22 protein-coding genes are annotated in these 23,636 nt (G+C 70.9%); 12 read left to right on the top strand and 10 right to left on the bottom strand.

Features of this window, described 5'->3' with window-relative positions:
* The first annotated feature begins 40 nt into the window (after window positions 1-40).
* Genes ABZ671_RS19830 through ABZ671_RS19820 form a run of 3 tightly spaced genes read left to right on the top strand, consistent with a single transcriptional unit; the run spans window position 41 to window position 4,382 of the window.
* On the top strand, window positions 41-1,051 hold the full coding sequence (locus tag ABZ671_RS19830; RefSeq protein WP_357859817.1) for a sugar ABC transporter permease: 1,011 nt from the start codon (window positions 41-43) through the stop codon (window positions 1,049-1,051).
* Window positions 1,048-1,947 (top strand): carbohydrate ABC transporter permease, encoded by a 900-nt coding sequence (locus tag ABZ671_RS19825; protein ID WP_357859814.1) that lies wholly within the window; start codon window positions 1,048-1,050, stop codon window positions 1,945-1,947. Before ABZ671_RS19830 ends, ABZ671_RS19825 begins: the two co-directional genes overlap by 4 nt.
* On the top strand, window positions 1,944-4,382 hold the full coding sequence (locus tag ABZ671_RS19820) for a glycoside hydrolase family 2 protein (RefSeq protein WP_357859811.1): 2,439 nt from the start codon (window positions 1,944-1,946) through the stop codon (window positions 4,380-4,382). The genes ABZ671_RS19825 and ABZ671_RS19820 overlap by 4 nt, the downstream gene beginning before the upstream one ends.
* 27 nt (window positions 4,383-4,409) lie before the next feature.
* On the opposite strand, the gene ABZ671_RS19815 is transcribed toward ABZ671_RS19820, so the two are convergent.
* Entirely contained in the window at window positions 4,410-6,260 is a 1,851-nt protein-coding gene (locus ABZ671_RS19815; protein WP_357859808.1) for a glycoside hydrolase family 15 protein, read from the bottom strand.
* Between the two features lie 149 nt (window positions 6,261-6,409).
* On the opposite strand from ABZ671_RS19815, the gene ABZ671_RS19810 reads away from it, so the two are divergent.
* Entirely contained in the window at window positions 6,410-6,748 is a 339-nt protein-coding gene (locus ABZ671_RS19810; protein ID WP_357859805.1) for a metalloregulator ArsR/SmtB family transcription factor, read from the top strand.
* Window positions 6,745-8,391, top strand: a complete 1,647-nt coding sequence (locus ABZ671_RS19805) for a SulP family inorganic anion transporter (protein ID WP_357859802.1) — start codon at window positions 6,745-6,747, stop codon at window positions 8,389-8,391. The genes ABZ671_RS19810 and ABZ671_RS19805 overlap by 4 nt, the downstream gene beginning before the upstream one ends.
* 71 nt (window positions 8,392-8,462) lie before the next feature.
* Here ABZ671_RS19805 and ABZ671_RS19800 read toward each other — a convergent pair whose 3' ends face one another.
* The 5 genes from ABZ671_RS19800 to ABZ671_RS19780 all read right to left on the bottom strand — a co-directional run bounded on the left by ABZ671_RS19800 (window position 8,463) and on the right by ABZ671_RS19780 (window position 10,521).
* The gene (locus ABZ671_RS19800; protein ID WP_357859799.1) at window positions 8,463-8,639 is read right to left on the bottom strand and encodes a hypothetical protein; all 177 of its coding nucleotides are present in this window, start codon (window positions 8,637-8,639) and stop codon (window positions 8,463-8,465) included.
* Window positions 8,636-9,103 (bottom strand): hypothetical protein, encoded by a 468-nt coding sequence (locus ABZ671_RS19795; protein WP_357859797.1) that lies wholly within the window; start codon window positions 9,101-9,103, stop codon window positions 8,636-8,638. Before ABZ671_RS19795 ends, ABZ671_RS19800 begins: the two co-directional genes overlap by 4 nt.
* Window positions 9,104-9,204: 101 nt before the next feature.
* Complete coding sequence (locus tag ABZ671_RS19790; protein ID WP_357859793.1) at window positions 9,205-9,399, bottom strand: DUF397 domain-containing protein; 195 nt, start codon at window positions 9,397-9,399, stop codon at window positions 9,205-9,207.
* 74 nt (window positions 9,400-9,473) lie between these two features.
* Entirely contained in the window at window positions 9,474-9,668 is a 195-nt protein-coding gene (locus tag ABZ671_RS19785; RefSeq protein WP_357859791.1) for a DUF397 domain-containing protein, read from the bottom strand.
* Window positions 9,661-10,521, bottom strand: coding sequence for a helix-turn-helix transcriptional regulator (locus tag ABZ671_RS19780; protein WP_357859788.1), 861 nt, complete (start codon window positions 10,519-10,521; stop codon window positions 9,661-9,663). The genes ABZ671_RS19785 and ABZ671_RS19780 overlap by 8 nt, the downstream gene beginning before the upstream one ends.
* A 437-nt stretch (window positions 10,522-10,958) precedes the next feature.
* Here ABZ671_RS19780 and ABZ671_RS19775 point away from each other — a divergent pair, with 437 nt between their 5' ends.
* The 5 genes from ABZ671_RS19775 (at window position 10,959) to ABZ671_RS19755 (ending at window position 15,002) form a co-directional block, all read left to right on the top strand.
* Window positions 10,959-11,177, top strand: a complete 219-nt coding sequence (locus ABZ671_RS19775; RefSeq protein WP_357859849.1) for a DivIVA domain-containing protein — start codon at window positions 10,959-10,961, stop codon at window positions 11,175-11,177.
* A complete protein-coding gene (locus ABZ671_RS19770; protein WP_357859785.1) occupies window positions 11,174-11,425 on the top strand; it encodes a hypothetical protein in 252 nt (83 codons plus the stop codon). The genes ABZ671_RS19775 and ABZ671_RS19770 overlap by 4 nt, the downstream gene beginning before the upstream one ends.
* On the top strand, window positions 11,422-13,230 hold the full coding sequence (locus tag ABZ671_RS19765; RefSeq protein ID WP_357859782.1) for a hypothetical protein: 1,809 nt from the start codon (window positions 11,422-11,424) through the stop codon (window positions 13,228-13,230). The genes ABZ671_RS19770 and ABZ671_RS19765 overlap by 4 nt, the downstream gene beginning before the upstream one ends.
* Window positions 13,231-13,354: 124 nt before the next feature.
* Window positions 13,355-14,269 (top strand): DNA-processing protein DprA, encoded by a 915-nt coding sequence (locus ABZ671_RS19760; RefSeq protein WP_357859779.1) that lies wholly within the window; start codon window positions 13,355-13,357, stop codon window positions 14,267-14,269.
* Between the two features lie 97 nt (window positions 14,270-14,366).
* On the top strand, window positions 14,367-15,002 hold the full coding sequence (locus ABZ671_RS19755; RefSeq protein WP_357859776.1) for a phosphoribosyltransferase: 636 nt from the start codon (window positions 14,367-14,369) through the stop codon (window positions 15,000-15,002).
* A 30-nt stretch (window positions 15,003-15,032) separates the two neighbouring features.
* On the opposite strand, the gene ABZ671_RS19750 is transcribed toward ABZ671_RS19755, so the two are convergent.
* Window positions 15,033-16,391, bottom strand: coding sequence for a stress response protein (locus ABZ671_RS19750; RefSeq protein ID WP_357859774.1), 1,359 nt, complete (start codon window positions 16,389-16,391; stop codon window positions 15,033-15,035).
* 389 nt (window positions 16,392-16,780) lie between these two features.
* Window positions 16,781-17,701: a sigma-70 family RNA polymerase sigma factor gene (locus ABZ671_RS19745; protein WP_357859771.1), complete on the bottom strand. Its 921-nt coding sequence runs from the start codon at window positions 17,699-17,701 to the stop codon at window positions 16,781-16,783.
* A gap of 47 nt (window positions 17,702-17,748) precedes the next feature.
* Between ABZ671_RS19745 and ABZ671_RS19740 the strand changes: the two genes are divergently transcribed.
* Window positions 17,749-18,348, top strand: coding sequence for a dihydrofolate reductase family protein (locus ABZ671_RS19740; RefSeq protein WP_357859768.1), 600 nt, complete (start codon window positions 17,749-17,751; stop codon window positions 18,346-18,348).
* Between the two features lie 21 nt (window positions 18,349-18,369).
* On the opposite strand, the gene ABZ671_RS19735 is transcribed toward ABZ671_RS19740, so the two are convergent.
* Window positions 18,370-19,080, bottom strand: a complete 711-nt coding sequence (locus ABZ671_RS19735) for a hypothetical protein (RefSeq protein WP_357859766.1) — start codon at window positions 19,078-19,080, stop codon at window positions 18,370-18,372.
* 91 nt (window positions 19,081-19,171) lie between these two features.
* Window positions 19,172-21,019, bottom strand: coding sequence for a dihydroxy-acid dehydratase (ilvD, locus tag ABZ671_RS19730; protein ID WP_357859764.1), 1,848 nt, complete (start codon window positions 21,017-21,019; stop codon window positions 19,172-19,174).
* Window positions 21,020-21,131: 112 nt separating this feature from the next.
* Between ilvD and ABZ671_RS19725 the strand changes: the two genes are divergently transcribed.
* Window positions 21,132-23,510, top strand: coding sequence for a bifunctional diguanylate cyclase/phosphodiesterase (locus tag ABZ671_RS19725; RefSeq protein WP_357859761.1), 2,379 nt, complete (start codon window positions 21,132-21,134; stop codon window positions 23,508-23,510).
* Window positions 23,511-23,636: the final 126 nt, after the last annotated feature.

Raw genomic sequence — 23,636 nt, 5'->3', positions numbered from 1 at the left:
ACCGTCCGTCCCGTCACCACCTCGGCCCTGGAGTGATCCGATGTCCACCACCCGTGCCGCAACCACACCGTCGGGCCGCCGAACCGCGCCGGAGCGCGGCCCCGGGGGCGGCAGACAACGGTTGACCTGGCGCGACCGGTTGTACCGCTTCGATCTGCGTTACCTGCCGTACCTGATGATCGCGCCGTTCTTCCTGCTCTTCATCGTCTTCGGGCTCTTCCCGATGGTCTTCAACGGTGTGGTCGCGCTGCGCAACTACCGGCTCGACGACCCGACGCTGCCGTACTGGGCCGGCTTCGACAACTTCAGCAAGCTCTTCGGCGACGAATACTTCTGGAACGCGCTCTACAACACCTTCGGCATCTTTCTGCTCTCCAGCGTGCCGCAGTTGCTGCTCGCGCTGGTGGTCGCCTCCCTGCTCAACCGCAAGCTGCGGGCGCAGACCTGGTGGCGGGTCGGGATGCTGCTGCCTTACGTGACCCCGATCGTCGCCTCGACCATGGTGTTCAGCGTCTTCTTCTCCCGCGACTTCGGCATGGCTAACTGGGTGCTCGGCCTGTTCGGCCTCGGCGGCCCGGACGACCCGATCGACTGGCGGGCCGACAAGCTGCACTCCTGGATCGCCATCGCGACCATGGTCAACTGGAAGTGGATCGGCTATAACGCCCTGCTCTATCTGGCCGCGATGCAGTCCATCCCGCGCGACGTCTACGAGGCGGCGGCGATCGACGGCGCCAGCCCGTGGAAACAGCTCTGGCGGATCACCGTGCCGATGATCCAGCCGGTGGTCGTGTTCACGGTTGTGCTCTCCACCATCGGTGGGCTTCAGCTTTTCACCGAACCGATGCTGTTCGACCTGAACGCGCAGGCTGCCACGGGCGGCGCCGGCCGGGAGTGGCAGACCATCGCCCAGCTGATCTACAAGGTCGGCTGGAAGGAACTCAACCTCGGCTACGCCGCCGCGATGTCCTGGGTGCTGTTCCTCATCATCCTGATCGTCGCCGGCGTCAACACCCTGCTCACCAACCGACTGTCGGGAGGGCGCAAATGACCGCCGTGACCGCGCCGCCCGCCCCGCCGACCCGGCGGAACCGGTCGCGGCTGATGGGCCGGGCCCCGCAGGACACCGCCGCCGGCGTCTGGAGCTACCTGCTGCTGGCCGTGACGTTCCTGTTCGGCGCGTTCCCGCTCTACTGGATGTTCGTCATCGCCACCAGCACCGACGAGGCGCTGGCGAAGCTCCCTCCGGCGGTGGTCCCCGGCGACCAGTTCCTGGTCAACCTGCGGGAGGTCTTCTCACTCCAGGACGTCTACTTCGCCGCCTCGCTGGTCAACAGCGTCATCGTCTCGACGGTGGTGACCGCCTCGGTGCTGTTCTTCTGCTCGCTGGCCGGTTTCGCCTTCGCCAAGCTGCGGTTCAAGGGCAGCAACGCGCTGATGCTCTTCGTGGTGCTCACCCTCACCGTGCCCAACCAGCTCGGCATCGTGGCGTTGTACATCGTGATGGGCAAGCTCGGCTGGAACGGCACCCTGCTCGCGGTCATCGCGCCCGGCCTGGTCACCGCGTTCGGCGTGTTCTACATGCGGCAGTTCATCGTCAACAGCGTCCCCGACGAGCTGGTGGAGTCGGCCCGGATGGACGGGGCCACCACCATGCGGGTGTACGCCACCATCGCGCTGCCGGCGATCCGACCCGCCCTCGCGGTGCTCGGCCTGCTCACCTTCGTGGCCACCTGGAACGAGTTCCAGTGGCCGCTCATCACGCTGGGCGGCACCGACTACCCGACCTCGATGGTGGCCGTGTCCGACCTGGCCAGCGGCAACTACGTGATCTATCGGCGGGTGCTGGCCGGCGCGTTCGTCGCCACCATCCCGCTGCTGGTGATGCTGTTCGTCGGCGGACGTCAGATCGTCCGGGGAATCATGGAAGGCGCGGTGAAATCGTGAGCCGGCGGACGTTGCACGAGGGTTGGGTGCTGCGGGCCGTACCGGGGCCGCAGGTGCCGCCGGGAATCGGCACCAGATCGGTTCCGGCCACCGTGCCCGGCTGCGTGCACACCGACCTGCTGGCCGCCGGCCTCATCCCCGACCCGTACCTGGACGACAACGAAGACGCGCTCGACTGGATCGGGCACACCGACTGGGTCTACGAGACCACCTTCGACCGGCCGTCGGGCGGCGACGCGGACCGGGTCGACCTGGTCTGCGCCGGCCTGGACACGATCGCCACGGTGACGCTCAACGGCACCGAGGTCGGCCGCACCGAGAACCAGCACCGGGGCTACCGGTTCGACGTCGGCGCGCTGCTGCGGCCGGGCGGGAACACGCTCGCCGTCCGCTTCGACTCGGCGTACCGCTACGCGCAGGCCCACCGGGAACGGCTCGGCGACCGACCCAACGCGTACCCGGAGCCGTTCAACTTCATCCGCAAGGCCGCCTGCAACTTCGGTTGGGACTGGGGTCCCACCCTGGTCACCGCCGGCATCTGGCAGGGGATCGGGCTGCACGCCTGGTCGACCGCCCGGCTGGCCACTGTCCGCCCGCTGGTCACCCTCGACGGCGACACCGGCCGGGTGGAGCTGCACGTCGAGGTCGAGCGGGCGGCGGACGTGCCGCTGGTCGTACGGGCCGAGGTCGCTGCCGTCGCCGCCGAGGCCACCATCCCGGCGGGGGAGCGCACGGCCGTGGCGACGCTCACCGTCCGCGACCCAAAGCGGTGGTGGCCCGTCGGATACGGCAAGCAGCCGCGCTACATCCTCGACGTGACGCTGCTCGCCGCAGACGGCCGGACACTCGACACCTGGTCGCGGCGGATCGGCTTCCGCTCGATACGCCTCGACACCACCCCCGACGCGCACGGCACCCCGTTCACGCTGCACGTCAACGACGTGCCGGTGTTCGTCAGGGGCGTCAACTGGATCCCCGACGACGTGTTCCCCAACCGGATCACCCGGCAGCGGCTGGCCGAGCGCCTCACCCAGGCGGTCGAGGCGAACATCAACCTGATCCGGGTCTGGGGCGGCGGCCGGTACGAGTCGACGGACTTCTACGAGCTGGCCGACTCCCTCGGCCTGCTGGTGCAGCAGGACTTCCTCTTCGCCTGCGCCGCGTACCCGGAGGAGGAGCCGTTCCGTACCGAGGTCGAGGCCGAGGCGCGCGAGCAGGTGACCCGGCTGGCCGCCCACCCGTCGCTGGTGCTGTGGACCGGCAACAACGAGAACATCTGGGGCTGGCACGACTGGGACTGGCAGCAGGCCCTCGCCGGGCGTACCTGGGGGCGCGGCTACTACCTGGACCTGCTGCCCCGGATCGTCGGCGAGCTGGACCCGACCCGCCCGTACTGGCCGGGCAGCCCCTGGTCCGGCCGGGAGGACGTGCACCCCAACGACCCGGCGCACGGCACCACGCACATCTGGGACGTCTGGAACACCGACGACTATGTAAAATACCGGGAATATCGGCCGCGTTTCGTCGCCGAGTTCGGCTACCAGGCACCCCCGGCGTACGCGACCCTGCGCCGGGCCCTCACCGACGAGCCCCTCAAGCCCGACTCGCCGGGCATGGCCCACCACCAGAAGGCGATCGACGGGGACCGGAAGCTCCGGCGCGGGCTGGACGCGCACCTGCCGACGCCCGCCGACTTCGACGACTGGCACTACCTCACCCAGCTCAACCAGGCCCGGGCCATCCAGCTCGGCGTCGAGCACTTCCGCTCGATCCGGCCGGTGTGCATGGGCACCATCGTCTGGCAGCTCAACGACTGCTGGCCGGTCACCTCGTGGGCGGCGGTCGACGGCGACGGGCGGCGCAAGCCCCTCTGGTACGCGCTGCGCCACGCGTACGCCGACCGGCTGCTCACCGTGCAGCCGCGCGACGGGGGGCTGGCCCTGGTGGCGGTGAACGAGACCGCCGAGGCGTGGCGTACGCCGGCCGCGGTCACCCGGTGCACCCTGGCCGGGGAGCCGAGGTCGAAGACCTCGGTGGAGCTTGAGGTGCCCGCGTACTCCTCGGTGGTGCTGGCGCTGCCCGCGGAGGTGGCCCGGCCGGACGAGGCCCGGCGGGAGTTGCTGGTCGCGGAGGCCGGCGACAGCGCGGAGCGGGCGCTGTGGTTCTTCGCCGAGGACCGGGACATCGAGTGGCCGGCCGCGGCGTACGACGCGGCGGTCGAGGCGGTGGACGGTGGCCAGCGGGTGCGGGTCACGGCCCGGACGATCCTGCGTGACCTGACCCTCTTCCCGGACCGGCTCGACCCGGCGGCCGAGGTCGACCACGCCCTGCTCACCCTGCTGCCCGGTGAGTCGGTCACCTTCACCGTGCGCGTCGACGCCCCGCTCGACCCGGGGGCGCTGACCACCCGCCCGGTCCTACGCACGGTCAACTGACATCCCCGGCACCTCTTCTCGGTGGTGTCAGACCCGCCTCGGGTAGTAGGGGCTGGGGTGTTCCAGGAGGTCGTTGATGGCTATCGCGGCGTTGATGAGAGAGAGATGGCTGAGGGCCTGGGGGAAGTTGCCAACCTGCTTGCCGCTGAGGTCGATCTCTTCCGCGTAGAGGCCGAGGTGGCTGCTGAAGGTGAACATCTTCTCGAGGGTGAGACGAGCTTCGTCGAGGCGTCCGGAGCGGGCGAGCGCTTCGGCGTACCAGAAGGTGCACATGTTGAAGGTGCCCTCGTCTCCGGGTAGCCCGTCCGGAGTGGCGGTCGGGTTGTAGCGGTAGACGAGGCTGTCGGAGACCAGGGTCTCGTCGATCGCGCGAAGCGTGGACAGCCATATCGGGTCATACGGTGCCACGAAGCCGACGGTCGGCAGGATGAGCAGCGAGGCGTCGAGGAACTCCTCGCCATAGCTCTGGACGAAGGAGCGGCGGCCGGGGTGGTAGCCGCGTTCCATGACCTGGCTGTAGATGGCGTTCCGCTGCTCAAGCCAGCAGGTGGTGTCGCCTGGGCGGCCGGTCTCTGCGGCGAGGCGGATGGCGCGGTCGAAGGCAACCCACGACATGGCGCGGCTGTAGGTGTAGTTGCGGGTATGGCCGCGGCTTTCCCAGATGCCCGCGTCGGGCTGGTCCCAGCTGTGGCACAGCCAGTCGATGAGCCTGACGGTGCTCTGCCAGGTCTGGTGGAAGGCGCGGATGCCATGATCGCCGGCAAGGTGCATCGCGTACAGCGCCTCGCCCTGGATGTCCAACTGTGACTGGTCGGCCGCGCCGTTGCCGATCCGGACGGGAGCCGACCCGCAGTAGCCCTCGAAATGGTCGAGAACCTCCTCCGGGAGGTCGGAGGAGCCGTCAACGCGGTACATGATCTTCAATGGGACGCTGTTGTCGCCGGCCTCACAGATGCGCTCGGCGATCCAGTCCATGTACCGGTCGACCTCTTCGGTGAAGCCGAGCCCCAGCAAGGCGTGGACGGAGAAGGCCGCATCCCGGATCCAGGTGTATCGGTAGTCCCAGTTCCGGGTGCCACCGACCTGCTCGGGAAGGCTGGCGGTCGGCGCGGCGATCGTGGCGCCGGTCGGTGCGTACGTCATGAGTTTGAGGGTGATCGCCGAGCGTTCGACCATCTCCCGCCACCGGCCCCGGTATCGGGAGCGGTCGATCCATCGGCGCCAGTAGGTGAGGGTCTGCTCGAAAAGCGCCTGGACTTCGTCGGTGGGGATGACCCGAGGCCCCTGGGTTGCGGCCGTCTCCAGCACCATCCCGCCCTTGTCGCCCTCGTGCAGGGTGGTGAACACGAGCAGGTCGCCGTTCTCCTCGCGGTAGTCCTGCTCCGGAACCAGCCAGCGGGCCTGCTGGATCGGACTGAGAGTGAATGACATGGAGGGGCTGCGGAAAATGATGCCTTCGGGTTGCCGCTCCAGCTCGTGGCGGTCGCGCCCGTAGTTGAATCGGGGCCGGCATTCCAGCCGAAACGGCATGCTGCCCCGGACCATGTTGATCATTCGTACCAGGCGATGCTGATCGGTCGGCCGGTCGCCGGCGACCGGCATGAAGTCGGTGATCTCCGCGACGCCGTCAGGGCTGATGAACCGGGTGATCAGGATCGGCGAGTCGGGCATGTAGAGCTGCTTGCACTGATAGTTGCTGCCGTCGGGCGAGATGCGGAAGTATCCGCCCCGCCGCCGGTCCAACAGTGCGGCGAAGATGCTGGGCGAGTCGAAGCGCGGCGCGCAGAACCAGTCGACCGTGCCGTCGCGAGTGACCAGAACGGCGGTCTGAAGATCGCCGGTGAGGCCATGGTCCTCGATGTCCGGATACGCCTGCACGCCAGCCCCCCGCCTCGCCTGCCACTCTTGACGAGGTTAGGGCGGGATGAAGCCCGGGGCGGTGGGCTGCGGCGGGGTCACCCTCCAGGGCATCTATTTGAAGATTTCTGCAAGTGCTAAAGTCTTCATGGTCTCCGGGGAGGATCTGCATGTCGGTGCCGCTGTACCAGGCGAAGGCGGAGCTGTTCCGCACCCTCGGGCACCCGGTCCGCATCCGGGTGCTCGAGCTGCTGCAGGACGGCCCCAAGCCGGTCCGGGACCTGCTCGCCGCCCTCGACGTCGAGGCGTCCAACCTCTCCCAGCAGCTCGCCGTGCTGCGCCGGGCCGGCATGGTCACCTCGTACCGGGAGGGGGCGCTGGTCATGTACGCCCTCAGCACCCCCGACGTGGCCGACCTGCTGGCCGCCGGGCGGCGGATCCTCGGTGCGGTGCTCACCGACCGTGACGCCCTCCTCGACGAACTCCGCGCCTCCGGGACCGACCGATGAACCTGCTCGGGCTGCTGCCCGGCCGGGCCGACTGGGCGGCGGTGCGTCGCTCACCCCGCCGCGACCTGCTCGCCGGGCTGACCGTCGCGGTGGTGGCGCTGCCGCTGGCCCTTGCCTTCGGCGTCACCTCGGGGCTGGGCGCGCAGGCCGGGCTGGTCACCGCCGTGGTCGCCGGAGCGGTGGCCGCCGTGTTCGGCGGCTCCAACCTCCAGGTCTCCGGCCCCACCGGGGCGATGACCGTCGTCCTGGTGCCGGTGGTGCAGCGGTTCGGCGCCGGCGGGGTGCTCATGGTCGGCGCGATGGCCGGGCTGGCGCTCATCGCCCTCGCCCTCGCCCGGCTCGGCCGCTACGTCCGCTACCTGCCCACCCCGGTCATCGAGGGCTTCACCGCCGGCATCGCCGTGGTCATCGCCCTTCAGCAGGTGCCCGCGGCGCTCGGCGTCACCGACGCGCACGGCGACAAGGTCTGGGCGGTGGCCGCGGACGCCGTCGCTCGGTTCGTCACGCACCCCCGGCCGGTGCCCGTCGCCGTCGCCCTCGCCGTCGCGGCGCTCATGCTGCTCGGCTCGCGGTGGCGTCCCGGGCTGCCGTTCTCCCTGGTCGGCGTGGCCGCCGCCACGCTGCTCGCCGAGCTGACCCCGGTCGACCTGGTCCGCATCGGCGCCCTGCCGCAGGGCCTGCCCGCGCCCTCGCTGGACTTCCTCGACCTCGGCGCGGTCGGCGCGCTGCTGCCCAGCGCGCTCGCGGTCGCCGCGCTCGCCGCGCTGGAAAGCCTGCTCTCGGCCACCGTCGCGGACGGGATGACCGTCGGTCAACGGCACGACCCGGACCGGGAACTCTTCGGGCAGGGCCTGGCCAACCTGGCCTCGCCGCTGTTCGGCGGCATCCCGGCCACCGCCGCCATCGCCCGGACAGCCGTCAACGTCCGCGCCGGCGCCGCCTCCAAGCTGGCCGCGCTGACCCACGCCGTCGCCCTCGCGGCGATCGTGCTGGCCGCCGCCCCGCTGGTCGGCCGGATCCCGCTGGCCGCGCTGGCCGGCGTGCTGCTGGCCACCACCGTACGGATGGTGGAGGCGGGCTCGCTCTGGGCGCTCGCCCGGGCCACCCGCGGCGACGCGGTCGTGCTCGTGCTGACCTTCACGGTCACGGTGATCTGGGACCTGGTCACCGCGGTAGCGGTCGGCCTCGCCGTGGCGATCGTCCTCGCCCTGCGCGCGGTGGCCCGCAGCGCCCGACTCGAACAGGTCCCGCTCGACCCCGGCGAGCACAGCGCCGAGGAACACGCCCTGTTGGCCGAGCACATCGTGGCCTACCGGCTCGACGGGCCGCTCTTCTTCGCCGCCGCGCACACCTTCCTGCTGGAACTCTCCGACGTCGCCGACGTGCGGGTGGTCATCCTGCGGATGTCCCGGGTATCGACGCTGGACGCCACCGGCGCGCGGGTGCTCGGCGACGCCATCGACCGCCTCCGGGCACGCGGCATCGTGGTGCTGCTCTCCGGCATCACACCCGACCACGACCAGGTGCTGAACACCCTCGGCGTGGCCGACGACCTGCGCCGCGCGGGCCTGGTCTTCCCGGACACCCCGGCCGCCATCCGGTACGCCCGCACAATCGCCCTCGCCGACGCCCACCTGGCCTGACAAGGACTGGTCAAATGGACGCCGCACCAGACTAGGGTGAGGGCCTGCCCGGAGGCGTTCTGTGGGGGTTGTTAGTCGGTGGCCTTGGGGTGTCCGGTGCCGGCGTGCTTGATCCAGCAGGTGCGGGTGTCGTGGTCGACCAGGTACCAGATGCGCGGGCCCTTGGCCGCGTCGTTTGCGGCGAACCGCAGGGAGTAATCGCCGGGGCGTGGTGGCGGCGCTGCCCGGTCGCCTCGCTTCGCGCTCATTCGCCGGCCGGCCGCGTCACCGGCCCGAAGTCGTCAGCGCTCGACGCTGCCAGAACCCGGTGCAGGTCGGGGTCCGCGTGGATCTCGGCGGTGTGCCGCCACTCGGTGAGCAGTTGCGACACCGCTGCGGTGTTGCCCACCGCTGCGGCGGCCTCCGCTGTGGCAACGAACTCGCTGGCCATCTGCTCGACGTCTCCGGGCGGCAGGAATCGCACCCAGGGCAGCACGGTGGGCAGCGCCTCACGCACCAGGGCCGGGTCCCGGCGCACGACGCTGGCCAGCAGCCGGGCAGTCAGGTCCACCACCTCGCCCTCGGCTTCCGCCCGGTCGGCGGACATGAGTACCAGGTCGGCGGCGTCGCGGCGGCGCAGCCGCACCGCGCGAGCGCGGGCCAGCCGCTCGATGGTTTCCGCAGGTTGGCGCAGCAGTTCCGAGAACGGCACGGATTCCAACGGTATCGACATGACATCAACACTACTTCAGAAGTAGCCGGAATTGCCAGGTTAGCGAAGGGCCCACCCGAGGTAAGGCGTCGCTAAGACTGGCCCCGCGCCTGGCGCTCGCCTCAGTGGGCCTGCTTGAGCCGGTCGATGAAGGCGGACCAGGCGCGCGACGCCACGACCAGGGCGGGACCTTCCGGGTCTTTGCTGTCGCGTACGGCGACGAGGCCGGGCAGGTTGTCGGCGACCTCGACGCAGTCACCGCCGTTGCTGCCGCTGCGGGTGCTCTTACGCCACCGGGCGCCGGTCAGGTCAGCCATGGTGAACCTCCCCGAGAGGTCTGTCGATGAGCCGGGTGCGGCGGCCCTCGTGCCCGCCACACCCGGGCTGTTGATCAGCGCGTGCCCTTGACCTGGCGGGTGAAGGTGGTCCAGGCGGTGGGGGTGAAGGTGAGGACCGGCCCCGCCGGGTCTTTGCTGTCGCGTACGGCGACGAGGCCGGGCAGGTTGTCGGCAACCTCGACGCACTCGCCACCGTTGCCAGAGCTGCGGGTGCTCTTGCGCCATCGGGCACCGGTCAGGTCAGCCATGATGAATCTCCCCAAGGATCTTGTTGATCACGTTTCTCGATTGTCCCTCATCGAAGGCAAGCCGCCCCAGGCTCGACCAGACCTTTTCGTAGGCCGTGAACTCGGTTGGCCGGTCGAGGTAAAGCCCGCCAGTCAGTGACTCGCTGTAGACGACGGGGGGTTCCGGGGTGCTCCGGTTGCCGGGCGGAAATTCCAGCATCACGAACTCGCCGGCAACGTTGCCACTGTGCGGCCCGGCTGCCAGCGGCAAGATGCGGATGGAGACATTCGGCAGGTCGGTCACCTCCAGCAGGTGCCGAAGCTGCTCGGCCATCACGGACGCATCACCGACCGGACGCAGGAGCACCGACTCGCAAAGCGTCACCCGCACCCGTGGCGCGCGGGGCAACCGGCGGGTGAGCAGGGACTGCCGCTGCAACCGCAGCTCGACCGCCAGCTCCCGGTCTTCCTCGCTCATCTCCGGCTGGTCGACTCGATAGATGCCGAGGGCATACCGCCTCGTCTGAAGTAGACCCGGCACCAGCGTGTTCTTGTAAAACCGGAGTCGGGAAGCGGCTGACTCCAGGCCTACGTACAGCTCGAACCACTCCGGGATGGCGTCGCCGTAGGCGTGCCACCAGCCTTTCGCCTTTGTCTCGGTCGCCAGGGCGGCCAGCGCGCCGGTCAGCTCCGGGTTCGTGTCGTAGAGCTGGCACATCGCGCGGACGTCGACCCCGCGCACCGACCCGAGGCCGCTCTCGATCCGCCAGACCTTCTGCCGGCTGCATTCCAACGCCTCGGCCGCCGCGTCCAGGGTGATCCCCGCCTCGGTGCGCAACTGCCGCAGCGCCCGGCCGAGCTGCCGTCGCGGCACCGTCGAACCTATGTCTTCGGCCAACGATCACGCCTCCATCCAATTTTGCAACATTCGGAACACCTTCTCTGGAAGGCCTAACTGTTAGGCAGAAATAAGTCAAGAAACGGGGCCGAAGAATGTTGCACCATTGCTGATCCGGTCGCAGGATGGCCCTGGTGCGGCGGTCTCCGCTTGCCCCGCGTCGACCGCCGCGCCGTCGTCCCGCATCGTCCTGACCGGCGGGTTCAGGTTCGTTATCACAACTTCGGAAAGGAGTGGGTGACCTCGTGCGCGCATTTCTTCGGTGGGCTGCGGCAATTGGCTGCCGCGCAGCGGGTAAATCTTGGGAATCCCACGCGGAATCCGTCCGGCCGAGCCACCCGACGCCGGGCGACGCAACGGCGGGCGGTGGGACGCCGCGCGGGACCGCGTACCGGAGCAGGGCGGCCGGACCGCTGCGGCCCTGGCAGGTCCGCGACCGGCTCTTTACCCCGCGCGGCCGGCGGGGAGTGGACGCCGCCGAGGTACGGCAGTTCCTCGACCGGGTCGCCGACGACCTGACCGCCCTCTACGCCGAGGTGGCCCGCACCCACACGGAAGCCGACCGGATCAGGACGGCCCTGCGGGACTGGCAGACCGAGGCCGCCCGGCGCCGGCTGGCAGGTGCCCGATGAGCGAACGCTTCGTGGCGCACCTGCCGTTCAGCGCGGCCGACCTGCCCGCCGCCCGCCGGTTCGCCGGCACGCTGGCCCGCTCGGTGAGCTTCCTGACCGAGGTGGACGCCACCGGAATCACCGTCAGCCTCGAGGACGAGCAGTGCGTACGGCATCAGGTCTTCTGCGACCTGCCGCTGCCCGACCGCCGCCGCTGCGTGCGCCGGGTCGACCACGACGGGCCCTGCTCGCCGAGGCCCCCGCGATGAGCGACGTGACCACCTGCCCGGAGTGCCCCGGCACCGGCTGCCCGCGCTGCCACTGGCGGGGCCGCCGCCGCGCGCAACTCCTGCTCACCGTCGCCAACCGGGACACCGGCGCGGTCGCCTCCCACCGGGTGACGCCCGCCGACCTCGACGCCCGTCCGGACCCGGCGGGTGGCGGGGTGGCCGACCTGACTCCCCGGGTACGCGACCTCGCGGCCACCGTCGCCGCCGCGCTCGACCCCGAACCGCTGCTGGTGCGCCTCCCACCGGCCTGGCGGCCCGAGCTGCCCGCCGCCGACCGGTACGCCCTGGCGGCGGAGGCCCTCGCCGAGGCGGCCCGCCGCCCGTGGCGGCTCTGGCTGGGCGGGACGGCCCTGCCGGCCCCGGTGGACCCGGCCGCTCGGCTCGGCCAGCTCTGCGGCCTGGCCGACCTGCTCCTGCTCGACCTGGTCGTGGCGGTTCGTTGGCACGGCGACCGAGGGCACTGGACGATCCGCTACGAGGTGCCCGGCTCGCCCGTCCCGGACGGCCCGGTGGACGGCAGCCCCGACCTGGCGACCGCGTTGATCCGTACCGACGTGCCGGCGGCCCTGGCCGGTCTCACCGACCGGGGGCTGACCGCCCCGGCCCGGCTGCTCGACCCCGACCTGCGGTGCCCTGGCGAGGTGCCGCAGGCCCTTCGGCCGTGTCCGTCACCGGCCGGGCCGGTGGGTGGGATCGAGCGACGGGTCCTCGCCGAGCTGGTCGAGCCGACCGACGGTACCGACCGGCCCGGCGCCCAGGCGGTGTGGCGCGACGGCCGCTGGTGGCACACAGGTCTGCGGCACGCCGTCGACGTGTCGCCCGGCCGGTCCGCGCTGAAGATGGGTGGCCGTACCCGGTTGACCCTGCACCGGGTCGTCGAGCCGCCCGACCCGTCTCGGTTCGGCGGACCGACGCCCGGTCGTCCCTGCCCGGACTGCCGCTCGGCGCTGCGCTGCGCCACCTGCGGCGGCACCCGCCGCCTACACCGGGCGCTGCTGGTCACCCTCACCGACCTCCGGCATCGGGTGGTGCACCTGGCCTGGCAGGCCGGTGCTCCGGAGGCCACCCGCGAGGTGGCCACCGCCCCGGGCGAGCAGTCGGTGGTCCAGCTCCCCGAACGCTACCGGCTAGGGGCCTGGGCGCGTGTCTTCGGCGTACGCCCGGAGGACCTGGCGGAGGCGGACGGCGGCCACGCGATCCCACGCGACCTGCGTGACGGGTACGTCACCCTGCCCTGGTCCGGAGCCGACCCGGTGGGGGAGTACGTGCGCCGGGCCGGACACGGGCTCCCCGCCGGCCGGCTCATCGTCACCGCCGTCCGGCCCGACGTGCCGCCGTTGGCCGAGCTGATCCGGCTCGTGGTCGGCCTGGACCTGGCGCTGCACGTCAGTCTCCTCGACCTGCGGCAGCACGCCGACCACCCGCGCCTGCCGAACAGCCGCTACTGGGCGGTGGAGGTACGGTCACGCGACGCCCGGGTGCACCCGGACGACCTGCCCACCCGGCCCAGCCTGGCGGCGGCGCTCGACGACTGCCTGACCCACCTGGCCGACGACCTGGCCTGGCTGGTCCCGACCGACCCGGCCGAGCCGCTGCCAGTGCCCGGCGCGCCGGCCCGAGAGCCGGTCGCCGACCCGGTGCCCGCACTGCTCCGGCTCGCCGCCGAACACGCCGGCCGGCCCGTCACGCTCCGGTTCATCCGAGCCGGCTGCACCGTTCACCGCCACGACGACGCCGGTTCCGACATCCTCGCCGATGCTCCCGACCTGCGCATCTACGGTTGACGTGCGAGTTGAGGGAACATATGTTCGACCGGTGTGGGAAAGGTCCGAGGCTCGTCGGGTTACTCCGCTGCCATGGCGTGGCCAGCAGGACGGCGGGCCGGGGAGGGCCACTACGATCGGGGCCATGGATCGGGCGACGGCGGAGCGAGCGGCGCTGGTCGCGCTGCTGCGCCAGCCCAACCTGAACTGGTCTGACGTCGCGCACGACGTCCAGGAGGACGGCAGCGCGCTGCGGGTGCTCGGGCGGGTTGTCGGTCAGGTGGACACCCTCCTCCCCGACGAGCGCAGCGTGGACGCGCTCGTCGAGGCCGCGGCCGACGATCTCGCGGCGTGGCAGTCCGAGGGCGTCACGGTGCTGGCCTTCTTCGACGACGACTATCCGGCTCAGCTCCGCGACATCCGGGAAATGCCGCCGCTGCTGTTCACCAGGGGCGACCTGCGGCCCGATGCTCGCGCCATCGCCGTGGTCGGCAGCCGCGAGGCCAGTGATCGAGGCCTGGAGATCGCAGGCTCGGTGGCGACCTCGCTGGCCCGCCGGGGCGTGACGGTGGTCAGCGGCCTCGCGAAGGGCATCGACACAGCGGCCCACCAGGCGGCGCTCGCTGCGGGCGGTCGCACCGTCGCAGTCATCGGCACTGGCATCCGCCGTCACTATCCGGCCGCCAACCGCCCGCTTCAGGAGCACATCGCCGAGGTGGGGCTGGTGATCAGCCAATTTTGGCCGGACTCTGCCCCGACGAAGCAGAGTTTCCCGATGCGCAACGCGGTGATGAGCGGTTACTCTGCCGCAACCGTGGTCGTAGAGGCCGGCGAACGCAGCGGTGCCCGCATCCAGGCGCGGCTCGCCCTTCAGCACGGCCGCCCTGTGGTCCTGACTGGCCAGGTGATGCGGCACGACTGGGCGCGCGCGTTCGCCGACCGGCCCGGGGTCCAGGTAGCCCACGGCACGGCGGAGCTGATGGAGGCCGTGGAGGCCATCCTCGCGCGGGTGCCGGCCGTCGCCGAACTGGAGGGTTTCCCTGAGTTCGCCAGCCTCTGAACCCTGGACCAGGATCCGGGAGTACGTCGAAACCCAGCGGAACTACCTGCGCAACCCGTTACCCGCCGAGCCGTGGATCTGCCCCGTCTGCCGAGGCGTGCGCTCTCCCGGGTTCGCCCTCTGTTACCCCTGCCAGGAGCACCAGACCGAGTCCCGGGGCGTGCTCGCCGATGTCGTCGTGCCGATTTCGTACTCGCGGCGTACGGGCCAGCATCACCACCACCTGCGTTCGTACAAGTCGACGCCGGCGTCTGCGCAGGCGAAGTGGAACCTGCTCGCGCTGCTGCTCCTGTTTCTCCGGGAACACATTGACTGCCTGTCCCGACGTCTTGGCGGACCACCGACCCATGCCGTCGCCGTGCCCAGCACCCGGGGAAAGGCCGGCCCGCACGCGCTTCAGGAGCTGATCCAGGACCGGCTTGGGCTGCCCTGGCTCGACGCTGTGCCGGACCCCCGCTACGGGCCCGAGGTCCGGCACTTCCAGCGCGACTGGTTCGCCGTCCGGATTCCCGACCGGGTCGGCCCAGTACGGCCGTTGGTCCTCGACGACACCTGGACGACCGGGTCGCGGGCTCAGTCGCTGGCCCACGCGCTGAAGACAGCCGGCGCCTCGTCGGTGGCGATCGTGGTGCTCGGCCGGCATGTCAAGCCCGAACACGAAGCGTCCCGGCCGCTGCTGAAGGCGATTGAGGAGCCGATGTTTGACCTGTCGGTGTGCTCTGTCGAACGGTGATCGGCGATCGGCCTACCTCTGCCGCCGCGACTACTCCGGATGCGTGCCCAGGTCTGGGCTGTCCTGAGATGAGATTGCGGTGGAGATGAGGCTCGCCGGAACGGGTTCCGCTGGTTGAACTTCCTCAGGGCTGCGGAGACGTGGAGGCGTCGGCATCCACGGCTTGAGGTGTTGAATGATCTGCTCGTAGAAGTCGTCAACCGCATCGAGTACGGAATCGATGAACGCGCCACGGCCGCTGCCGCGCTTGCTGCCGGCGGTCGTGGACCGGGCCACGCGGAAAGCCCGGAGCTCTCGTGTCGGGTCAGTGACCAAGACCGATGAATCCTCCCTGACCTTGCGAAGTAGCTCAGCGGCACCTCCTCCGCGAGCATGCATGGCAAAGGCTTCAACGCGAGTCGCCTCCGGCGCATCCTTGAGCTGGCGGACGAGCCAGTTGACACGGGTGGTCGGCTTGCCGGAGCGCGGAGCATCAACGTCCACATGGCAGATGATCTGCCCCGCACGCAGGTCTGCTGTCACGTGCAGGGTGCCGACCGAGCCGGGGATCTTTATGCCGCCGGCGAGGGTTCCGGCCGAGGCGAGCTGGCTTACCAGGGATTGAGTGCGTGCGCCAGGATCAGCGAGATCTCGTCGACTCAAGGCTGGCGTCACCTCAGTGCCGAGGTGCCTGCCGAGCCGCAGACAGGTGTAGCGGATCAAAGCGTCGAAGCGACCAGCAACCTCGGCCGCCCCACTGTCACTGGCGCGAAGCGTGCCCGCCGAGACCGCGTCTCGCACCTGAACCCATGCCGCTCCCATGTCGCTGAACTCCAGGGCGCCGGACCGGGGGTGCTCCAGGTACCGGATCAGCTCCCCCAGGATCCACGCCTGATCGGGGTCTGCCACGCCCCGATACTCCATCTGCACGACGGCGTGCGTGAGGATCTCGGTCCACGGGAGATGATGAAGGGCGACCCTCTTCAGCTTGCGTTTGTCGACCTGCGTGGGATGTTGACCGGCGACCGGGGCGATTTCGTTCGAGATAGTGATCAGAGCATCGAAGCCCTGGTCGCGAGCCACATCAAGGTACGCCTCAAGCTGCTCGGTCTTCAGCGTGTTGTTACCCGTCTTCACCTCGACCAGTGCGGTCCACTGGCGCTGCCCGCGGCTCACTCTGATCAAGCCGTCTGGAAACACCTGCCGGTCGCCGAGCTTGAAGGGCACCTCGATGTAGGTTTGCACAGTCCCTGCCGGAGCCCCTACCGATTGCGTCACGACCCGCCCGAACTCCCGCACGGCACTCAGCACTGCAAGCAGGGCAGAGGTCGCTCGGCGCTCCTGTTCCTCGGCCCCGTTGATGCCGGACGTAGGAATCAAACGGGCGGCAAGCCAAGTTTCCTCGGACATACAGAGTCTCCTCATAGCGCTGGTCGATGAGAAGCTACCTGGCGAATCGTGTGGAAAATGGCCTGAGTAACTCAACTTTCGCATACCAGCCGATGGCCGCGCGGGACGCTGGGGCGGCCGTCTGGCGTCTCTTGTTGACAGACGTTCAACCTGAGCTTGCCGATACGGGCGGTAATCGATGCGACGCGGCGTTGTGTCAGATGCCTGACTGCCTTGAGGCGCTCTTGGGGACAAGGGTTCTCCGTTCGCTCAGCCCGGCGGCGCGCCCAGGCCGGCGAGTAGCTCCTCCCGCTCGTTGTCGGTGAGCACCGCGTACGCGGGCGCGTCGAGTCGGTCGTTCTCGGCCTCGATCGCCGCGCCTTCCGGCCCGTCGGCCAGGTCGTGGCCCGTCAGTTCGGCCCGCCAGGCTGAATTGGGTCGCCCAGATGCGCCGGGAGGCCGAAGGCGGCGAACAGGCCCGGTGTCTCGAACACGTCCATGGCGGCGATGAGGCCCGCCACCGGGCGCAGCACGATCAGCGCGAAGGCGCGGAATTCGGTGTCGCCGGCACCGCGCACGTAGGCGGCGACCGTCGGCTGGCCGTTCGCGGCCGTTGGCAGCATCCGCCACTGGCCCGGGGTGTTCATGTCCCGGCGCAACGCCCGGCCGACAGCGGCCTTGCCGGTCCACTCGCCGATGCCCGGCTCGATGGTCAGCCGGATGTCCTCGCAAAGCAGGTCGACCAGGGCTTGCGGGTCCGCCCGCTCGTGCGCGTCAATGTACCGCGCCAACAGCTCGCGCTGCGCCGGGTCGGGAACGCCCGCCGGCGACCATTCCAGGCGACCGCCCGGCCACCGCCCGCGCAGCGTCGCCCGGGCCCGCTGCAGAGCGCTGTTGACCGCCGGCACGCTCGTGTCGAGCAGCTCGGCTGCCTCGTTCGTCGACCAGGACAACACGTCGCGCAGGATGAGCACGGCCCGCTGGCGGGCAGGCAGCAGCTGGATCGCGGCGAGGAACGCCAGGGAGATCGTCTCTCGGCCGACCGCCACCGTCTCCGGGCCGGGGCGCTCGTCCAGCAGCTGATCCGGGTACGGCTGTGGCGGCGGGGTGGTGCGCCGCAGGGTGTCCAGACAGGCGTTCGTGGCGATTCGGTACAGCCAGGTTCGGGCGCTGGAACGCCCTTCGAACGCGTCCCTGGACCGCCACGCGCGCAGGAACACCTCCTGCACGTGATCCTCAGCCGCGTCGAGCGACCCGAGCATCCGATAGCAGTAGGCCCGCAGTTCGCGGCGGTGCCGGCGGGTCAGCTCCGCGAACCTCGTGGCGTCCACAGCAACGTTCATACCTCTACCGACGAAGAAAGCCGGCCAGATCGTCGATGACGTTCCGGCCGGAGTGCGTCTACCCGGTCATGGCAGTTGTTGAGGTTGACATCTCGATGTCGGTGGACGGGTTCGTGACCGGGCCCGACCTGGACCGGTGGCCCGGCTTCGGCAGGGGCGGCGAGCGGTTGCACGCGTGGCTTGAGCACGACGAGGGACGGCGGCTGAGCGAGGCGACGTTCGCCGCGTCCGGCGCCGTCGTGACGAGCCGGTCGGTGTACGAGGCGACCGGCGGCTGGGGCGACGACGGCTTCTATCGGATGCCGGTCTTCGTCGTGACCCACCGACCGCACGAGGTGGTGCGCAAGGGCAACACCACGTTCACGTTCGTGACGGGCGGAGTCGCCGCCGCGATCGAAGCGGCCTCGACCGTGGCCGGCGACAAGCGGGTCCACGTGATGGGCGGCGCGTCGATCATCCAGCAGGCGCTGCGATCCGGTCTGGTCGATCGCCTACGGCTGCACATCGTCCCGCTCCTGCTGGGGTCCGGCACCGCCCTGTTCGACGGTGCCGGCCCGGAGCTGGCACACCTGGACACCGCGGACACCCCGGAGGCCACGCATGTGACGTACCGGGTCCGGCGTGCTGGACCCTGACCGGCCCGCTGCCCGCCGGCCCTAACCTGGCAGGGCACCCATGCCGGCGAGCAGTTCCTCCCGCTCATTTTCGGTGAGCACCGCGTACGCGGGCGCGTCGAGTCGGTCGGTCTCGGCCTCGATCGCAACGCGTTGCGGCCCGTCGGGCAGCGCCGTGATCTGCTCGGCGGTCAGCCCGGCGGCCCGCCACGCGGCCCGGTGCGCGTCGGCCCGGTGGTGGCGCAGCGAGCCGAGCCGGGTGGTGAGCAGCATCGCCGGGGAGGCGTCGGCCGGCTCGTACGCCGGGGTCATGGCGTGGAACGCGGGCCCGCCGGTAACCATGCCGTGCGTCAGCACCCGGCCGACCAGTTCGGCCAGCCGGGGCACCGACGCCAGGCCGGGAAGCATCGGAGGTCCGGAGGACCAGAGCTCCTCGGCGGCCTCGCCGGTCGCCCGCTGTGCGAACAGCGCCAACTCCCGGCCCAGCTCGGTGAGGTGCCAGGTGCCCTCGGCGTCCACCGTCAGCACGCCCTGGGCCAGCTCCGCGCTCATGTCGCCGTCGGTGTAGACCAGCCCGTCGGCGAGCGCGTCGGCCGGCATCGGCCGGGCCAGCAGGCCGGAGAAGAAGCTGCTCTCGGCGCCGAGGTCCGCGCCCCGCTCGGCGTAGAACGTCTCCAACCTCGCCCGGGCCGCCCAGCGGGCACCCACGTACACCCGGTCGATGACCGGCCGGATCCGTCGCGCGTAGCTCATGGTCGTCTCCACGCCGCGCGACCCTACCGGGGGTCAGGCGTTAAGAGGGGGCCCCTGCTATGCCGTAGGCGTTAACAGGGGGCCCCTCCTTTCACTCGGGTACGCGGCGGTAGGCGCCGTCGCTGGCCGAGGTGGCCATCGAGGCGTACGCGCGCAGGGCTGCGGAGACCGGTCGCTGCCGGTCGGTCGGGGTGTATGGGCGGTCCCGCTTCTCCTGCGCGACCCGGCGGGCCTGGAGCTCGTCGTCGGGCACGTTCAGCTCGATCGACCGGCTTGGGATGTCGATGACGATCTCGTCACCCGGCTCGACCAGGGCGATCAGCCCCCCGGAGGCCGCCTCGGGGGAGACGTGGCCGATGGACAGGCCGGAGGTGCCGCCGGAGAACCGCCCGTCGGTGAGCAGGGCGCACGAGCGGCCCAGCCCACGGCCCTTGAGGAACGAGGTGGGGTAGAGCATCTCCTGCATGCCGGGGCCGCCCTTCGGGCCCTCGTACCGGATCACCACCACGTCCCCGGCGACGACCTCCTTGGCCAGGATCGCCGAGACCGCGTCGTCCTGCGATTCGTAGACCTTCGCCGGCCCGCGGAAGGTCAGGCACTCCTCGGGCACCCCGGCGGTCTTGACCACGCAGCCGTCCGGCGCCAGGTTGCCGTGCAGGATGGCCAGCCCGCCGTCGGCGCTGTATGCGTGCTCCCGGTCCCGGATGCAGCCGCCGGCCGCGTCGGTGTCCAGTGAGGACCAGCGGTTGGTGGTGGAAAACGGTTCGGTGGTGCGCACTCCGCCCGGCGCGGCGTGGAACAGCTCGACGGCCGCTGGCGTGGCCGAGCCGCCCCGCACGTCCCAGTCGGCGAGCCACTGGGCCAGGCTGGGGGAGTGCACCGCGTGCACGTCCCGGTGGAGCAGACCGGCGCGGTCCAGCTCGCCGAGGATGGCCGGGATGCCGCCGGCCCGGTGCACGTCCTCCATGTGGTAGTTCGGCGAGTTCGGGGCGACCTTGGCCAGGCACGGCACCCGCCGGGAGATGGCGTCGATGTCGGCGACGCCGAAGTCCAGCTCCGCCTCCCGGGCGGCGGCGAGCAGGTGCAGCACGGTGTTGGTCGAGCCGCCCATCGCCACGTCGAGCGCGACGGCGTTCTCGAAGGCGGCCCGGTTGGCGATCGAGCGGGGCAGCACCGAGGCGTCGTCGGCGTCGTACCAACGCCGCGCGATCTCCACGGCGGTGCGGCCGGCCTCGACGAAGAGCGACCGGCGCGCGGCGTGGGTGGCCAGCGTCGATCCGTTGCCGGGCAGCGCCAGCCCGATCGCCTCGGTGAGGCAGTTCATCGAGTTGGCGGTGAACATGCCCGAGCAGGAGCCGCACGTGGGGCAGGCCGAGCGCTCGATCTCGCCGAGCTGGTCGTCGGTGACCGCCTCGTTGGACGAGGCGATCATCGCGTCGATCAGGTCGATCTTGGAGTGCACGATCCCTTCGATCGCCACCGTCTTGCCGGCCTCCATCGGGCCGCCGGAGACGAAGACGGTCGGGATGTTGAGCCGCAGCGCGGCCAGCAGCATGCCCGGAGTGATCTTGTCGCAGTTGGAGATGCAGACCAGGACGTCGGCGCAGTGCGCGTTGACCATGTATTCGACGGCGTCGGCGATCAGCTCCCGGCTGGGCAGCGAGTAGAGCATGCCGCCGTGGCCCATGGCGATGCCGTCGTCCACCGCGATGGTGTTGAACTCCCGACCCACTCCGCCGGCCTCGGCCACCGCGTCGGCGACCAGGCCGCCGAGGTCCTTGAGGTGTACGTGGCCGGGCACGAACTGGGTGAAGCTGTTGGCGATGGCGACGATCGGCTTGCCGAAGTCGTCGTCGGTCATCCCGGTGGCCCGCCACAGGGCGCGGGCGCCGGCCATCGTCCTACCGTGGGTGGAGGTTCTCGACCGCAGCTCAGGCATGACTACCAGTGTGGCACCGCCGCCCGACCGGCCCCGTGTGCGCGCGGGCCGTGTCCCAACAGTTGCACACCCGGTACCCCTCGGGGTGCGCCCATCCGGCAGAGTTGAGGTCGTGCATTCGTCCCCGGGCGTGGTCGCCGTCGCGGCCCTGAGCGGGCTCGCCGCAGCCGGCGCCACCGCGCTGCTCGCCGCCTCGGCCCGTCGCCGGGTCGGGCCGCACCGGCGGACCCACGTGCTGCTCGCCGTGGCCGCCGGGATCGCGCTGTTCAGCCTCCTCGTCGGGGTCACCGCCGTGCTGGCCACCGGGGATCACTGGGCCCACCGGCAGGGGCAGCGCACCGGCTGGGCGACGCTCGTCTCGGTGGGCGGCACGCTCAGCGGGCTCATACTCGGCGCCGCCCTGCTCCGCCTGCCCGGCGCGGCGACCACCCGGGCCGGCACCGCCCGGTTGCTGCTCGACGGTGTGATCATGGGCAGCGCGCTCTGGTTCGTCGGCTGGGTGGTGTTCAGCGAGCCGACCCGGCTGCTCGGCCCGCTCACCCCGGTGGCCTGCGTACCCGTCGTGCTGGCCACGCTGAGCGCGGCGCTCACCGCCGGGCTGATCCTGATCATGGTGGTGCGGGTGGCTCCGCCGCGCGGGCGGTTCGCCCTGCTCGGCGCCGGAATGACCGGGGTGACCGGCGGCGGGCTGGGCCTGTCCGCCGGGCTCTGTCAGGCCGGCCCGGTGCTGGCCCTCGCCGGCGCCGCGGTGCTGGCCGCGGGCCTGCTGGCCACCACCGCGGCGGCGCACCGGGTCGACCTGCCCGGGCAGGTCGACGTCGACCTCATCAGCAGCGACGGCGAGTACGCCTTCGTGCCGATGTTCGCGATGGCCGCCTCGGCGATGTACCACCTGAGCCAGGGCGGCAGGTTCGACGCCTTCGGCATCGTCGCGGGCAGTGTCGAGGGCTTCGCCCTGGTGGCCCGGCAGTATCTGGCGCTCAACGACGTCCGGGGTTACGCCGGCCGGCTGGCCGCCCGGGAGGCGCACTTCCGCGAGCTGGCACACACCGACCCGCTCACCGGCCTGGCCAACCGGCGCGGGCTGCTGCGCGCGCTGCACCGCTGCGCCGAGGCCGGCGTGCCGTGCGTTCTGCTCGGGCTCGACCTGGACGGCTTCAAGAACGTCAACGACATGCGGGGGCACGACGTCGGCGACGCGGTGCTGGTCGAGGTCGGTCAGCGGCTGTGCGGCAACCTGCGCCCGGGTGACCTGGCCGCCCGGCTCGGCGGTGACGAGTTCGCGGTGCTGATGCACGGCGCGAACGACGCCGGGCCGGTCGCGGAACGGCTGCTCGGGGTGCTCGGCCGCCCGTACGAGGAGGCGGACGGGCCGGTCTTCCTCTCGGTCAGTATCGGGGTGGCCGGCAACCACGGCGAGACCGACGTCGCGCTGCTGCTGCGCAACGCCGACCTGGCGCTGCGCTACGCCAAGCAGCGGGGCAAGAACCGGATCGAGCGCTACGACGCCACGTACGACCAGCTGCTGCGCCGGCGCACCTTGCTGGAGCACGAGCTGCGCGGCGCGATCGAGCGCGACGAGCTGCGGCTGGCCTTCCAGCCGGTGGCGTCGCTGCCGTCGGTCCGCCCGGTCGGCGCCGAGGCGCTGCTCCGCTGGCACCATCCCAAGCTGGGCAACGTCCGTCCGGACGAGTTCATCCCCCTCGCCGAGGAGTGCGGGATGATCTCGAAGCTGGGCGCCTGGGTGCTGCACCAGGCCTGCTACCAGCTCTCCCGTTGGCTGGCCGACGGGCACGACGTCTGGGTGTCGGTGAACGTCTCGCCGCGGGAGCTGCACGCCCCGGAGTACGTGGTCCAGGTCGCCGACGCGCTGCGCGCCCACCACGTACCGCCGCAGCGGCTGGTGCTGGAGGTGACCGAGCACGCGGTCGCCATCGACCTGGACGAGCTGATCCGACGGCTGGCCGCGCTGCGGCTCACCGGCGTGCGGATCGCGCTGGACGATTTCGGCGCGGGCTACTCGTCGCTGGGGCAGCTGCGCCGGCTGCCGATCGACATCCTCAAGATTGACCACAGTCTGGTCGCCGAGCACGAGCCGGTGCGCCCGGTCGGTCGGGACGGCCCGGCGTTCGCCCCGATGGTGGACATCGTCATGCGCCTCGGCCACCAGTTCGGCCTGGAGGTGATCGCCGAGGGCGTCACCAACCCCACCGAGCTGGCTGCGGTGGTCGCCGCCGGGTGCCGGTTCGGGCAGGGTGCGCTGTTCGGCTGGGGGGTGCCGGCCGAGCACCTGGAGGCGATGTTGGAGGCGGCCACCTCGCCGGGCGCGCGTCCCACCTCGGCGTCGCCGGTGCCCGCGCCGCGTCTCTCCAGGGAGGGAACCGCGCCGGTGGAGCCGGACGTCGCGGGTGCGCCGCGGGGTAGCCGGCCGACGCCCGTTAACCAAAATGTGGGATCAGTTGACTCAGCGCGTGAGATGCGTCAGGCTTAGCCGCATGTCGTCGAACCGGTCTCTGCGAGTACTTACCTGAGCGCACTCTCTGCTGATCGAGAGTGCGCTGGCCCCGTGCATCTGCACGTGGGCCGTTTTTGTTGCCATCGGACCACCACCGGGACG

Origin of the sequence: Micromonospora sp. NPDC006766 (assembly GCF_040636055.1) — a bacterium.
In the GTDB taxonomy this organism is placed as follows: Bacteria; Actinomycetota; Actinomycetes; order Mycobacteriales; family Micromonosporaceae; genus Micromonospora.
This window is presented reverse-complemented; position numbering and strand designations above follow the sequence as displayed.

Excerpts from the sequence above, each read along its gene's own strand:
- ABZ671_RS19770 (WP_357859785.1), top strand. The coding sequence starts at position 11,174 with ATGAGCGAACGCTTCGTGGCGCACCTGCCGTTCAGCGCGGCCGACCTG.
- ABZ671_RS19810 (WP_357859805.1), top strand. The coding sequence starts at position 6,410 with ATGTCGGTGCCGCTGTACCAGGCGAAGGCGGAGCTGTTCCGCACCCTC.
- ABZ671_RS19790 (WP_357859793.1), bottom strand. The coding sequence starts at position 9,399 with ATGGCTGACCTGACCGGCGCCCGGTGGCGTAAGAGCACCCGCAGCGGC.
- ABZ671_RS19740 (WP_357859768.1), top strand. The coding sequence starts at position 17,749 with ATGACGTTCCGGCCGGAGTGCGTCTACCCGGTCATGGCAGTTGTTGAG.
- ABZ671_RS19830 (WP_357859817.1), top strand. The coding sequence starts at position 41 with ATGTCCACCACCCGTGCCGCAACCACACCGTCGGGCCGCCGAACCGCG.
- ABZ671_RS19800 (WP_357859799.1), bottom strand. The coding sequence starts at position 8,639 with ATGAGCGCGAAGCGAGGCGACCGGGCAGCGCCGCCACCACGCCCCGGC.
- ABZ671_RS19785 (WP_357859791.1), bottom strand. The coding sequence starts at position 9,668 with ATGGCTGACCTGACCGGTGCCCGATGGCGCAAGAGCACCCGCAGCTCT.
- ABZ671_RS19825 (WP_357859814.1), top strand. The coding sequence starts at position 1,048 with ATGACCGCCGTGACCGCGCCGCCCGCCCCGCCGACCCGGCGGAACCGG.
- ABZ671_RS19750 (WP_357859774.1), bottom strand. The coding sequence starts at position 16,391 with ATGTCCGAGGAAACTTGGCTTGCCGCCCGTTTGATTCCTACGTCCGGC.
- ABZ671_RS19795 (WP_357859797.1), bottom strand. The coding sequence starts at position 9,103 with ATGTCGATACCGTTGGAATCCGTGCCGTTCTCGGAACTGCTGCGCCAA.
- ABZ671_RS19735 (WP_357859766.1), bottom strand. The coding sequence starts at position 19,080 with ATGAGCTACGCGCGACGGATCCGGCCGGTCATCGACCGGGTGTACGTG.
- ABZ671_RS19760 (WP_357859779.1), top strand. The coding sequence starts at position 13,355 with ATGGATCGGGCGACGGCGGAGCGAGCGGCGCTGGTCGCGCTGCTGCGC.
- ABZ671_RS19765 (WP_357859782.1), top strand. The coding sequence starts at position 11,422 with ATGAGCGACGTGACCACCTGCCCGGAGTGCCCCGGCACCGGCTGCCCG.
- ABZ671_RS19805 (WP_357859802.1), top strand. The coding sequence starts at position 6,745 with ATGAACCTGCTCGGGCTGCTGCCCGGCCGGGCCGACTGGGCGGCGGTG.
- ilvD (WP_357859764.1), bottom strand. The coding sequence starts at position 21,019 with ATGCCTGAGCTGCGGTCGAGAACCTCCACCCACGGTAGGACGATGGCC.